Origin of the sequence: Paraburkholderia sp. BR14320 (assembly GCF_040948665.1) — a bacterium.
GTDB classification, from domain to species: Bacteria; Pseudomonadota; Gammaproteobacteria; order Burkholderiales; family Burkholderiaceae; genus Paraburkholderia; species Paraburkholderia youngii.
Window position 1 is genome coordinate 33783 of sequence record NZ_JBFPKG010000038.1, and the last position, 12973, is coordinate 46755.

15 protein-coding genes are annotated in these 12973 nt (G+C 63.8%); 11 read left to right on the forward strand and 4 right to left on the reverse strand.

Annotated features, from left to right (window positions below):
• Window positions 1–164: 164 nt before the first annotated feature.
• The 9 genes from upp (at window position 165) to rng (ending at window position 8838) form a co-directional block, all read left to right on the forward strand.
• Complete coding sequence (upp, locus tag AB3X89_RS28100) at window positions 165–815, forward strand: uracil phosphoribosyltransferase (RefSeq protein ID WP_013088896.1); 651 nt, start codon at window positions 165–167, stop codon at window positions 813–815.
• 604 nt (window positions 816–1419) lie between these two features.
• Entirely contained in the window at window positions 1420–2148 is a 729-nt protein-coding gene (locus tag AB3X89_RS28105) for a YebC/PmpR family DNA-binding transcriptional regulator (RefSeq protein WP_368586198.1), read from the forward strand.
• 104 nt (window positions 2149–2252) lie between these two features.
• Window positions 2253–3536 carry a phosphoribosylamine--glycine ligase gene (purD, locus tag AB3X89_RS28110; RefSeq protein WP_368586199.1) on the forward strand — a complete coding sequence of 428 codons (1284 nt, stop codon included), beginning with the start codon at window positions 2253–2255 and terminating at the stop codon, window positions 3534–3536.
• A gap of 289 nt (window positions 3537–3825) precedes the next feature.
• Window positions 3826–4749, forward strand: a complete 924-nt coding sequence (gene hemF / locus AB3X89_RS28115) for an oxygen-dependent coproporphyrinogen oxidase (protein ID WP_368586200.1) — start codon at window positions 3826–3828, stop codon at window positions 4747–4749.
• Window positions 4750–4759: 10 nt separating this feature from the next.
• Entirely contained in the window at window positions 4760–5515 is a 756-nt protein-coding gene (locus AB3X89_RS28120) for a nicotinate-nucleotide adenylyltransferase (RefSeq protein ID WP_368586201.1), read from the forward strand.
• A gap of 4 nt (window positions 5516–5519) precedes the next feature.
• Window positions 5520–5969: a ribosome silencing factor gene (gene rsfS / locus AB3X89_RS28125; RefSeq protein WP_013088890.1), complete on the forward strand. Its 450-nt coding sequence runs from the start codon at window positions 5520–5522 to the stop codon at window positions 5967–5969.
• 36 nt (window positions 5970–6005) lie between these two features.
• Entirely contained in the window at window positions 6006–6476 is a 471-nt protein-coding gene (gene rlmH, locus AB3X89_RS28130) for a 23S rRNA (pseudouridine(1915)-N(3))-methyltransferase RlmH (protein WP_368586202.1), read from the forward strand.
• Between the two features lie 253 nt (window positions 6477–6729).
• A complete protein-coding gene (locus tag AB3X89_RS28135; RefSeq protein WP_368586203.1) occupies window positions 6730–7359 on the forward strand; it encodes a nucleoside triphosphate pyrophosphatase in 630 nt (209 codons plus the stop codon).
• A gap of 9 nt (window positions 7360–7368) precedes the next feature.
• Complete coding sequence (gene rng / locus AB3X89_RS28140) at window positions 7369–8838, forward strand: ribonuclease G (RefSeq protein WP_368586204.1); 1470 nt, start codon at window positions 7369–7371, stop codon at window positions 8836–8838.
• Window positions 8839–8852: 14 nt separating this feature from the next.
• Here the strand turns inward: rng and AB3X89_RS28145 are convergent, their stop codons facing one another.
• Entirely contained in the window at window positions 8853–9071 is a 219-nt protein-coding gene (locus AB3X89_RS28145) for a hypothetical protein (RefSeq protein WP_368586205.1), read from the reverse strand.
• A 413-nt stretch (window positions 9072–9484) separates the two neighbouring features.
• On the opposite strand from AB3X89_RS28145, the gene AB3X89_RS28150 reads away from it, so the two are divergent.
• Complete coding sequence (locus AB3X89_RS28150) at window positions 9485–9883, forward strand: VOC family protein (RefSeq protein WP_368586206.1); 399 nt, start codon at window positions 9485–9487, stop codon at window positions 9881–9883.
• 18 nt (window positions 9884–9901) lie between these two features.
• On the opposite strand, the gene AB3X89_RS28155 is transcribed toward AB3X89_RS28150, so the two are convergent.
• Together AB3X89_RS28155 and AB3X89_RS28160 are read right to left on the reverse strand one after the other, a co-directional pair.
• Window positions 9902–10711 (reverse strand): mechanosensitive ion channel family protein, encoded by an 810-nt coding sequence (locus AB3X89_RS28155; RefSeq protein WP_368586207.1) that lies wholly within the window; start codon window positions 10709–10711, stop codon window positions 9902–9904.
• Window positions 10712–10910: 199 nt separating this feature from the next.
• Window positions 10911–11411: a GAF domain-containing protein gene (locus tag AB3X89_RS28160; RefSeq protein WP_368586208.1), complete on the reverse strand. Its 501-nt coding sequence runs from the start codon at window positions 11409–11411 to the stop codon at window positions 10911–10913.
• A gap of 507 nt (window positions 11412–11918) precedes the next feature.
• Here AB3X89_RS28160 and AB3X89_RS28165 point away from each other — a divergent pair.
• Entirely contained in the window at window positions 11919–12368 is a 450-nt protein-coding gene (locus AB3X89_RS28165; RefSeq protein ID WP_368586209.1) for a hypothetical protein, read from the forward strand.
• A 26-nt stretch (window positions 12369–12394) separates the two neighbouring features.
• Here the strand turns inward: AB3X89_RS28165 and AB3X89_RS28170 are convergent, their stop codons facing one another.
• Window positions 12395–12820, reverse strand: coding sequence for a molybdopterin-binding protein (locus AB3X89_RS28170; RefSeq protein ID WP_368586210.1), 426 nt, complete (start codon window positions 12818–12820; stop codon window positions 12395–12397).
• Window positions 12821–12973: the final 153 nt, after the last annotated feature.

A 12973-nucleotide genomic window follows, 5' to 3' on the forward strand; every position in this document is an offset into this window, starting at 1 on the left:
ACTGTGCCGCGTCGCTGCAATCTCAGGTATCGCCGGGCGCTACTCTTTCGGTAAACTTGCGCGGTGGCGCACATTTCCACCGTCCGTCCGGGCTTCGCGCGCGGACGGACGCAACGGATGGGCGCGCCGAACCGATCCACCTTGCCGCCGCGCGCGAGCCCGCCATGACCCAGGACAGCCGTTTCCCCAATCTTTTCATCCTCGATCACCCGCTGATCCAGCACAAGCTGTCGCACATGCGCGACCGGGACACGTCGACGCGCACGTTCCGCGAGTTGCTGCGCGAAATCACGCTGCTGATGGGCTACGAAATCACCCGCAACCTGCCGATGACGACGCGCCGCATCACCACGCCGCTGGTCGAGATCGACGCGCCGGTGATCGCCGGCAAAAAGCTCGCGATCGTGCCGGTGCTGCGCGCGGGCGTCGGCATGTCGGACGGCCTGCTCGAGCTGGTGCCGTCGGCGCGCGTCGGCCACATCGGCGTGTATCGCGCGGAGGATCATCGGCCGGTCGAATACCTGGTGCGGCTGCCGGATCTCGAAGATCGCGTGTTCATTCTCTGCGATCCGATGGTCGCGACCGGCTACTCGGCCGTGCACGCAGTCGATGTGCTCAAGCGCCGCAACGTGGCCGCCGAGAACATCCTGTTCCTCGCACTCGTCGCCGCGCCGGAAGGCGTCCAGGTATTCCAGGACGCGCACCCGGACGTCAAGCTGTTCGTCGCGTCGCTCGATTCGCATCTGAACGAGCATGCGTACATCGTGCCGGGTCTGGGCGACGCGGGCGACCGGTTGTTCGGCACGAAGAACTGACGCGCAGGGGCCGGCAGGGTGGCCCGGCAGTGCCGCTGCCCTGAGGGCGGACCGCTTTCGACCCCATCCGGCCGTCCGATGGCACATCCGCGCCGCCTTAATTCATTTTCGCTTCGATTTCATTGCATTTGCGGCCGGTTTCGCGCCGCGGCCCCCTCTGCCGCACCCTCGCGGCGTGATAAAATTCGAATCCGCTCGATGAGCGGCTCGACCCGCACGATCACTCGCACCACCGTCTGCAATTTCGACCGGCGCCCCGCGCCTTCATCAGGTCATGCGGCGCCTGGCCGCGCAAGCTGCCCCGCTTCCATCGCGCCGCCGCACTGCGGCCCCGCTTGGGCCGCGGCTCATGTATGAACCGGCTCGAACGCCTACCGGCGGGCAAGCTGGGAACGACGCGCGGGAACGGCTGGGCTGAGATCGGCGGCAGGAGCGGCCGCGCCGACGGGCGAACATGAGCAACGAGCACGAGCGGCCGGCAGCCTTTCACCTGACGGTTTGGGATCGGGACACGACACGCGAGGCGCAACCCGCGAGGCGCCCGACATCGCAACGACAATTGCACTATGCGTGCGCCCCGCTGGCGCGCGCGACGGAGAAAAGTATGGCGGGTCATTCGAAATGGGCCAACATCAAGCATAAGAAAGCAGCGGCCGATGCCAAGCGCGGCAAGGTCTGGACGCGGCTCATCAAGGAAATCCAGGTTGCGGCCCGTCTGGGCGGCGGCGAAATCGACTCGAACCCGCGTCTGCGGCTCGCCGTTGACAAGGCGTACGACGCCAACATGCCGAAGGACAACATCAACCGCGCGATCCAGCGCGGTGTCGGCGGCGCGGACGGCGCGAACTACGAGGAAATCCGCTACGAAGGCTACGGCATCGGCGGCGCGGCGGTGATCGTCGACACGATGACCGACAACCGCACCCGCACGGTCGCGGAAGTGCGTCACGCGTTCTCGAAGAACGGCGGCAACATGGGCACGGACGGCTCGGTGTCGTTCATGTTCGATCACGTCGGCCAGTTCCTGTTCGCGCCCGGCACCGCCGAAGACGCGCTGATGGAAGCCGCGCTCGAAGCGGGCGCCGACGACGTCCAGACGAACGAGGACGGCAGTATCGAAGTGCTGTGCCCGCCGCACGATTTTTCGAAGGTGAAGGCTGCTCTCGAAGCCGCGGGCTTCAAGGCCGAACTGGCCGAAGTCACGATGAAGCCGCAGACCGAAGTCGAATTCACCGGCGACGACGCCGTGAAAATGCAGAAGCTGCTCGACGCGCTGGAAAATCTGGACGACGTGCAGGAAGTCTATACAAACGCGTCGATCGCCGGCGAGTGATGGCGCGCCGGGCCTTCGCATCGTTTGCCCTTGCTGTTGATGGTTTATTGCACGGCCGAGCACAGCGCTCGGCCGTTTATGGTTTTTAAGTCTCGGGGATTCACATGAAGTTACTCGTCGTCGGTTCCGGCGGTCGCGAACATGCGCTGGCATGGAAGCTCGCGCAATCGCCGCGGGTCCAGCTCGTCTACGTCGCGCCCGGCAACGGCGGCACCGCTCAGGATGAGCGTCTGCTCAACGTCGACATCACCGATCCGGCCGCACTCGCCGATTTCGTCGAAAAAGAACAGATCGCGTTCACGCTGGTCGGGCCGGAAGCGCCGCTCGCGGCAGGCATCGTCAACCTGTTCCGCTCGCGCGGTCTGAAGATCTTCGGGCCGACCAAAGAAGCCGCTCAGCTCGAAAGCTCGAAAGATTTCGCCAAGGCGTTCATGAAGCGCCACGGCGTCCCGACGGCCGAGTACGAAACCTTCGCCGACGTCGCCGCCGCGCACGCGTATCTGGACGCCAAGGGCGCGCCCATCGTGATCAAGGCCGACGGCCTCGCCGCGGGCAAGGGCGTGGTGGTCGCGCAAACGCTGGAAGAAGCGCACGCCGCGGTCGACATGATGCTGTCGGACAACAAGCTCGGCGACGCCGGCGCGCGCGTCGTGATCGAGGAGTTCCTCGCCGGCGAGGAAGCGAGCTTCATCGTGATGGTCGACGGCAAGCACGTGCTCGCGCTCGCGTCGAGCCAGGATCACAAGCGTCTGCTCGACGGCGACCAGGGCCCGAACACGGGCGGCATGGGCGCCTACTCGCCCGCGCCGATCGTCACGCCGCAGCTGCATGCGCGCGTGATGCGCGAAATCATCCTGCCGACGGTGCGCGGCATGGAAAAGGAAGGCATCCGCTACACCGGTTTCCTGTACGCGGGCCTGATGATCGACGCACAAGGCAACCCGAAGACGCTCGAATTCAACTGCCGGATGGGCGACCCCGAAACGCAGCCGATCATGGCGCGTCTGAAGGGCGACTTTTCGAAAGTGGTCGAACACGCGATCGCCGGCACCCTCGACACCGTCGAGCTCGAATGGGACCGCCGCACCGCGCTCGGCGTCGTACTCGCCGCGCACAACTATCCGGACACGCCGAGGAAGGGCGACCGCATCAACGGCATTCCCGCCGAAACCGCGGATTCGGTCACGTTCCACGCCGGCACCACGCTAACGGACGGCAAGCTGACCACCTCGGGCGGGCGCGTGCTGTGTGTCGTCGGTCTGGCGGATTCGGTGCGCACCGCGCAGGCGGCCGCGTATCACACGATCAACCAGATCGCGTTCGACGGCATGCAATACCGCCGCGACATCGGCTATCGCGCGCTCAATCGCAAGCACGACGGCAAATAAGCGCTTCCGCCGGGCGCCGTGCGAGCGGCGCCCACGCGCGACAGCGCGCCGCGGGCGCGCGACGCGACGCGCGCTACACTGCATTTTTCGCGCTCGTCGCAACAGACGGACACGGAGCCCGCGGATCGACCGGAGCGGCAAGCCGCCTCGCCCATCCGCCTCCCGGCTTCCGTGCAAGCCGAATGCGCGATCCGGGCGTCCCGGCAGCCAACCCGGCGCGAACGCAGCCGTCGCCCTCTTTCGAAGAACCCGCGGCACGACGAGCGTGCCGCCCTCAGAACCTGCATTCATGAGCAATTCGAGCTACGACGCACAAGCCGTGCGCAGCTGGCTGCAAGGCCTGCAATCGCACATCGCCGACACGCTGGGCGCCTTCGACGGCACCGCTTTCGCGACCGACGCATGGCAGCGCGGCCCCGGCGAAAAGCTGCGCGGCGGCGGCGTCACGCGGATTCTCGAAGGCGGCCAGTTCTTCGAGCGCGCCGGCATCGGCTTCTCGGACGTCGCCGGCGACGCGCTGCCGGGCTCGGCGAGCGCCGCGCGGCCGCAATTGGCCGGGCGCGGTTTCGAGGCGATGGGCGTGTCGCTCGTGCTGCACCCGCTTAATCCGCACTGCCCGACCGTTCACATGAACGTGCGCCTGCTCATTGCGACCAGGGAAGGCGAAGAGCCGGTGTTCTGGTTCGGCGGCGGCATGGATCTGACGCCCTACTACGGCTACGAAGAGGACGCGCGGCATTTCCATCAGGTGTGCCGCGACGCGCTCGCGCCGTATGGCGCAGACCTGTACCCGAGCTTCAAGCGCTGGTGCGACGAGTATTTCTTCCTGAAGCACCGCAACGAGGCGCGCGGCATCGGCGGGATTTTCTTCGACGATTTCTCGGCGCCGGGCTTCGAGCAATCGTTCGCGATGCTCAAAAGCGTCGGCGAAGGCTTTCTCAAGGCGTACCTGCCGATCATCGAGCGGCGCCGCAATACGCCCTACGGCGAAGCCGAACGCGCGTTCCAGGCCTACCGGCGCGGGCGCTACGTCGAGTTCAATCTGGTCTTCGACCGTGGCACACTATTTGGGCTGCAGAGCGGCGGACGCACCGAATCGATCCTGATGTCGATGCCGCCCGTGGTGAACTGGCGCTACAACTGGCACCCCGAGCCGGGCACGCCGGAAGCTCGCTTGTACAGCGATTTCCTCGTGCCGCGCGAGTGGGTGTGACGCGCCACCCGTGTCGCTTACGGTCACGACAAAGGATCCTCACCTGAAGCCGAACGCTCACCCTGTCGCGCTGCCCCGCCGGATCGGTCTTCTGGGCGGCACTTTCGATCCGATCCACGACGGCCATCTCGCGCTCGCGCGGCGGTTCGCCGACGTGCTGCGGCTGACCGAACTGGTGCTGCTGCCGGCCGGCCAGCCGTGGCAGAAAGCCGACGTATCGCCCGCCGAACATCGACTCGCAATGACGCGCGCGGCGGCCGCGTCGCTCGCGATCCCCGGCGTGACGGTGCGCGTCGCAACCGACGAGATCGAGCATGAAGGCGCGACCTACACGGTCGACACGCTGCAACGCTGGCGCGAGCGCGAAGGCGACGACGCATCGATCACGCTGCTGATCGGCGCGGATCAATTAGTGCATCTCGACACTTGGCGCGACTGGCGGCGCCTGTTCGAGCTCGCGCACATCGGCGCGGCCACGCGGCCCGGCTTCGACCTCGCGTCGGTGGCCCCCGCGGTGGCCACGGAAATCGCCGCGCGCCGTGCGAAAGCCGAGGTGCTGCAGGCCACGCCCTGCGGCCATCTGCTGATCGACACGACGCTCGCGTTCAACGTTTCGGCCACCGACATTCGCGCGCATCTGCGCGAGCAGGTCAACCAGCGGCTCGTCCACGCGGGTGCGAGCGACGCCGCCCAGGATCAGGCCACGAGTCACGTCCCCGCCGCGGTGTGGGACTATATTCTTCAACATCATCTGTACCACCGGTAACTCCATGGATATTCGCAAACTGCAGCGCGTAATCGTCGACGCTCTCGAAGACGTCAAGGCGCAAGACATCAAAGTGTTCAACACCAGCCACCTGACCTCGCTGTTCGATCGCGTGATCGTCGCGAGCGGCACGTCGAACCGGCAAACCAAGGCGCTCGCGTCGAGCGTGCGCGAAGGCGTGAAGGAAGCCGGCGGCGAGATCGTCAGCACCGAGGGCGAGGACATCGGCGAATGGGTGCTGGTCGATTGCGGCGACGCGATCGTCCACATCCTGCAGCCGGCGCTGCGTCAGTACTACAACCTCGAGGAAATCTGGGGCGACAAGCCGGTGCGCATCAAGCTGTCTACGCCGAGTCCGTTCGGCGGCGCGCGTGCAAGCGAGCCCGACGACGAGGAAGACGAGGAAGCGCCCGCCGCGAAGCCAGCGCGCAAGACCACCGCGCGCCGCAAGTAAGCGAACCGTGTCAGGCGCACCGCCACTTTCCTTGCAATGAAACTGCATATCCTCGCCGTCGGCCACAAGATGCCGGACTGGATCGCGACCGGCTTCGACGAATACGCGAAGCGCATGCCGCCCGAGCTGCGCATCGAGCTGCGCGAGATCAAACCGGAGCAGCGCTCGTCGGGCCGTTCCGCCGAAAGCGTGATGGCCGCCGAGCGGCAGAAGATCGAAGCCGCGTTGCCGAAGAACGCGCGCATCGTCGCGCTCGACGAACGCGGCAAGGACTGGACCACGATGCAGCTTGCGGGCGCGTTGCCGGGCTGGCAACAGGACGGCCGCGACGTGGCCTTTCTGATCGGCGGCGCGGACGGTCTCGATCCCGAGCTGAAGGCGCGCGCCGATATGATGCTGCGCGTGTCGAGCCTCACGCTGCCGCACGCGATGGTGCGCGTGCTGCTGGCCGAGCAGCTTTACCGTGCGTGGAGCATCACGCAAAATCACCCGTATCATCGCGCGTGAGGGCTGGAGCCAGCGCGGCGACGCCTGGCAACCGTTCGTTGTTGATGGCACGTCGCGGGCGCTCCGCTCTCTACGTTTAAGCGTATTGCCACCACTTCATGCGATGATGCGCCCGACGCGCTGTGCATCTATGCCATGAATGGATTCAGCGCATCGATTGCGTCGCCGAATCTAGCTCGCCCCGCCCACTCTTCCAAGCCATCCGCTTTCACCTCCCGCACGCCATCCGTTCCCGCTCCATCGAGACCCGTTCATGCCCACGCCCTCCGCTTCGCTGCATCCGTTCGTCTACCTCGCCTCGCAAAGTCCGCGCCGCCAGGAGTTGCTGCAACAGCTCGGCGTGCGTTTCGAATTGCTGCTGCCGCGCCCCGACGAAGACGCCGAAGCGCTCGAAGCCGAACGGCCCGGCGAACACGCGCGCGACTACGTGCAGCGCGTATGCATCGCGAAAGCGCATGCGGCGCGCGCGCGTCTCGTGGCCGCTGGCCACGCGGTGCGGCCGATCCTCGTCGCCGACACCACCGTCACGATCGACGACGCGATTCTCGGCAAGCCCATCGATGCCGACGATGCGGTCGCGATGCTCACGCGCCTCGCGGGCCGCACGCACGAAGTGCTGACCGCGCTCGCCGTCATCGATGCCGACGGCGTGCTGCTGCCCGCGGCGTTGTCGGTGTCGAAGGTGCGTTTTGCTGCAGTGCACGCAGACGCGTTGCGTCGTTATGCGGCGAGCGGTGAGCCGCTCGGCAAGGCAGGAGCGTATGGCGTGCAGGGACGCGCGGCGGAGTTTATCGAGCATATAGACGGGTCCTATTCGGGTATCATGGGTTTGCCGCTCTTTGAAACCGCTGCCCTCCTGCGTGCAGCGTGCATCGACTTCTAGAACAACACCATGAATGAAGAAATCCTGATCAATGTCACGCCGCAGGAAACGCGCGTCGCGCTCGTTCAACAGGGCGCCGTCCAGGAACTTCATGTCGAACGAACGCTGTCGCGCGGGCGCGTCGGCAATGTCTATCTCGGCAAGGTCGTGCGCGTGCTGCCGGGCATGCAATCGGCGTTCATCGACATCGGCCTCGAACGCGCCGCGTTCCTTCACGTCGCCGACATCTGGCATCCGCGCATCGCCGGCGAAGCACAACACCAGGCACCGCATCAGCCGATCGAAAAGATCGTCTTCGAAGGTCAGACGCTGATGGTGCAGGTCGTCAAGGACCCGATCGGCACGAAGGGCGCGCGGCTGTCCACGCAAGTGAGCATCGCCGGGCGCACGCTCGTTTATCTGCCGCAGGAACCGCACATCGGCATTTCGCAGAAGATCGAAAGCGAAGCCGAGCGCGAGGCCGTGCGCGCGCGCCTGACCGCCGTGCTGCCCGCCGACGAGAAAGGCGGCTACATCGTGCGCACGATCGCCGAGGATGCGACGAGCGAAGAACTCGCCGCCGACGTCGCGTATCTGCGCAAGACGTGGGCGACGATTCTGTCGCAGGCGCAGCGCATGCCGCCCACCAGCCTGCTCTACCAGGATCTGAATCTCGCGCAGCGCGTGCTGCGCGATTTCGTCAACGATGAAACGTCGCGCATTCAGGTCGATTCACGCGAGACGCATCAGATGCTCGCCGATTTCGCGACCGAGTTCACGCCGGCGGTATCGTCGAAGCTGCACCACTACACCGGCGAGCGGCCGCTATTCGATCTGTACAACATCGAGGCCGAGATTCAGCGCGCGCTGTCGCGTCGCGTGGACCTGAAGTCGGGCGGCTACCTCGTGATCGACCAGACCGAGGCGATGACGACGATCGATGTGAACACCGGCGGTTACGTCGGCGCGCGCAACTTCGACGACACGATCTTCAAGACCAACCTCGAGGCCGCGCATACGATCGCGCGGCAACTGCGGCTGCGCAACCTCGGCGGCGTGATCATCATCGATTTCATCGATATGGAAAACGTCGAGCATCGCGATCAGGTGCTAGGAGAATTGAAGAAGGCGTTGTCGCGCGATCGCACGCGGGTGACCGTCAACGGCTTCTCGCAGCTCGGGCTCGTCGAGATGACACGCAAGCGTACGCGTGAGTCGCTCGCGCATGTGCTGTGCGAACCGTGCCCGGTTTGCCAGGGCAAGGGGCAAGTGAAGACCGCGCGCACGGTGTGTTATGACGTGTTGCGCGAGATTTTGCGCGAGTCACGGCAGTTCAATCCGCGCGAGTTTCGCGTGGTCGCTTCGCAGCAGGTGATCGATCTGTTTCTCGAGGAAGAATCGCAGCATCTGGCGATGCTGATCGATTTCATCGGCAAGCCGGTGTCGTTGCAGGTGGAGTCGAATTTGAGTCAGGAGCAGTACGATATTGTGCTGATGTAGGTATTGGCCCCGGATCAGGCCGGATCATTAATACCGCGCAAAGAATCAATCTCGACTGTGCCGCCCATCGCGTCGGGCGGCTCGTCATTGTCACCACCGCCGGAGAGAATCGAAAGGTGGTCTGGGCGCAGTGCCTGGATCACCTTCTTGATTTTGTTGTCATATCGATGGTCATTCGGATCGAGGTGGGCAGTACGGCCGGATTTCCTGTTCGCCAGGAGCGCCGCCTGCACCCGAAGCTTGCCGCTTTGACACGACTGCGATCACATCGCCGCTTTCGACGGCGGACTGTAGCGCACGGATCAACTGCTCCGGCGCAGGACCACTCGCAGACCCGCGGCCGCGTACATTTCGCATGAAGCCGGTGAGCTGCGCTAGCTGGCGTGCGTCGCGGGTATACGTAGCAGAAGGCTGGAGACAGCGCGATAGAACCGAAAACAATCGATGACGTTCTTGTTCGCTGGTCGATCACGCGGAACCAATAAAGCGTCGCCATGCGCGCGTCGAAGCGCCCTGGAGTCCAGACAGATTCGGCATGAGCCAGCCCGCCGGTTTTGGAAGAACACCTTGGCGGTTGAGTGCGGAAATGCCTGTTGCAACGAGTCGAACGTATAAACTCAGCGCAACTTCCAGAGGGAGACATCTGATGCAGCTTCTCGATCACGTATCGATCGGCGTTCCCGACATCGACGCAGCCCGCCCTTTCTACGACGCCATCATGACAGCTCTCGGCGCGAGTAAAGTGTTCGACCGCCCCACCGCGTTAGGCTACGGCGAGCGTTGCACGATCGACGACACCTCATCGACCTATCTGGCCGTGTATCTCGATCCAAATGAAATAACGGAAAACAAACGTCACTGGTGCTTCAAAGCCCCGTCCCGCGCGCACGTCGATGCATTCTTCAAAGCGGGACTCTCGAGTGGCGGCAAATCCGACGGCCAACCTGGCGCGAGGCCCCACTATCACTCCGGCTACTACGCGGCATTTCTGATCGACCCGGCCGGCAATCGCGTCGAGGCCGTATGCCATGCCGCGAAACCCTAATCCCGAACATCTCCAGGCCTAAGCCGCCACCTCACATCCCGCCTGCTCCAACACGGCCTGCGCCCGGTCATGCAGATCACCGCCAGCCAACGACGCATCCGGCGACCTGACCCACGCAGCGATCCTTAACGTCGCGCCGCCATCGGCCGGATAATCCGCAACCGAAACCACCGGCGCAAGCGTCGAACCGCTCAGCACACGCGGCTCGTCGTTCACGAGTTTCTGCAGTTGCCCGATCGCCGCATCCACGTCCTTGCGCTGCGCGAGTTCCACATCGACCTCGATGCGCTGCGTGCCGCCACAACTGTAGTTGATCACCGGATTGCTCCAGATCTGGCTATTCGGCACGAACACGATGTTGCCGTCGCCGCGCTCGATCCGCGTCGTGAAGAGGCCCACCTCGCGCACGATGCCAGCCGCGGCGCCGCTGCCTTCGATCACGTCGCCGACGCGAAACGGTCGCAGCAACAGCAGCATCATGCCGGCCGCGATGTTCTGCAACGTACCTTGCAGCGCGAGGCCGATCGCGAGGCCAGCCGCGCCTAGCACGGCCAATACGCTCGCGGTCGCGATGCCGACTTCGCCGAGCGCCGCGATGAAGGCGAGCACGCGCACTGCCCACGTCCCCATCGCGGCGAGCATCGGCGCGATGGTCGGGTCCGCGTGCGTGCGTGCGAGCGCCTTCGCGATCATCGCACCGACGCGGTTCGACAACCACCAGCCGACCACGAGGATCAGCACGGCAATCGCGATATGAACGACGTCGTGTGTCAGCGTGACGAGCAGTGACGGCTGAAGATGAAAGAAACGGTAGAGGGAGTCGTTCATCGTCGGCGTGATTCGCTTGATCGATACCGATGCAGAGCAAGCACGACGCGTTCCTGTCCATCCGTCGCAAGATGCGGTACGCGGCTTGCTAACCGCACGTCGATCTCGACGGCGTCACGGAGATGCGCTCGTGCATCTCAAAGATTGAAATGAACAGTGCGCTTCAGTGCTGCGCGTCGCGCTCGGCGCGATTCGCAAACTACACGCCGCGAGGCAGCGCTGCCTCGATGAACACCGCGCACAACGCTTCCATGCCCTTCGCGTCCTCCTCGTCGAAGCGCGCGACGACTGGGCTATCGACATCCCACACGCCGATCAGCGTGCCGTCGGGCGCGACCAGCGGCACGACGATTTCCGATTGAGACGCCGAATCGCACGCGATATGACCGGGAAACTCGTGCACGTCGCGCACGACCTGGGTCTGACGGGTTTGCGCGGCCGTACCGCAGACGCCCTTGCCGAGTGCAATGCGTACGCACGCGGGCTTGCCCTGGAACGGGCCGACCACCAGTTCGCGGCCGTCGTGAAAGTAAAAGCCGGCCCAGTTCAGATCGCTCAACGAATGAAAGACGAACGACGCAAAGTTCGCGGCGTTGGCGATCCAGTCCGTTTCGCCGGCCAGGAGCGCGCGCGCCTGCGCAACCAGTTCTTCATATTGCGCGGCTTTCGGCAGATGCGAGGTGGAGGAAACTTCGAACATGACGGTGTCCGTGATCAGAGCGGGATGGTAAACGGCAAAGTTTAAAGCAAGCGCAATCCCCGCGCGCGGATGTCGACCGCGGTGACGCGCGGCTCTCGTCTACGGTCGCGCCCCTTCAGTTCTCAATTTGCCCTTTTTACGTTCTATCTTAATATAATAAATAACTTATTTCGCATTATTTTAATTCAAACTGATTTTTGCGAGTTATATTTTATTATATTACCCACTCTAGGCAGCAGTTAAAGCCGTGGTAACGCAGTACGAATTGACTCGGGCACAGTTCGGCGCTGCCGTGTCTTTTGCTTTTAACTCGTCACGCCAGAACAGACGCGACGCGCTAGGTCCCGCAAATACCGGAGACATAACAGCCGTTGCAGAAAAAATGATGCTCAATGTGATGATTGCCCCGCGCGATCGCAATGGCCGAAAGATCGGTCCTGAGAAGAGAAGTCGGGGACTAACGAGCCGCCGCCAACGAGAATCCGCGCCCTTCCGGCAGTCCGCACAATGACAGGCCACAAGTTTTTTGCATATGTGGCTCTCGCACTGACCGCCTCGGTAAGCGTGCGCGCGGCACAAACACCGCACGCGACAATGAATGATTTCGTCGGCAATTGGGTCGTGACCGATGTAGTTGACTACGCCGATATTTCTGGTGGCATCCCCGAAGCAAAACGGATTCTCGGCATGACGATCGCAATTACGCCGCACTCCATGAGCTTCGACAGTGAAACCTGCAAGCCGAACAAAGGTTTTACCGTCAAACGAATCGACACGCTTTCGGCGTTGAAGAATCAGTTCGGGCTTCGCGCGAATGAAACCGGATTGCCCGCTACAACCGTTGTCGTAGATAGCGACAATTGTTTTGCGGTTTTCCGAATGGACGCTCACAGGATCGTTTTTGGATGGGACGGCATCATCGTTCGCGCGCTGCCGGGATCAGTGAGAACTCGCTGAGTACCCGTCCCAGAGGCCCGGGCCTGCTACTGATCGACCCCGATAATCACGCTCGACGCCTTGAAAATCGCCGTCGCCGTCTTGCCGCTCGCGAGACCAAGACGCTCGACACTGTCGTTCGTGATGATCGCCGCGATCTGTGCGCCGCCTGCACCGATCGTCACTTCCGAATTGACCGCGCCCTTCGTCACGGCCGCGACGGTCCCTTCGATACAGTTGCGCGCCGACACCTGATGCTTCGCGACATCGACCATCACTATCACCGACGATGCCTTCACGAGCGCAAACGCCTGCTTGCCCGCCGCGAGCCCGAGCGACTTCGCGCTGCCGTGCGTGATGATCGCGACGATCTCGAGACCGTCCGACGTGCGCAGCGTGACTTCGTCGTTGACGGCGCCGTGCGTGACGTCGGTGATTTCGCCGCTGAACTGATTGCGTGCGCTGGTTTTCATAGCGTGCTCCCTGTCGATTGAAGCGCGTGGCAACGCGCCAGTGGACGGACAAAGCGAGTGTAGCGGATGCCGCGCGCGCCGCCCCGAACATCCGATGCGCCGCGGATATCGCCGACACCGTATCATCGTGGCCTTGCACCTCATACGCCGAAT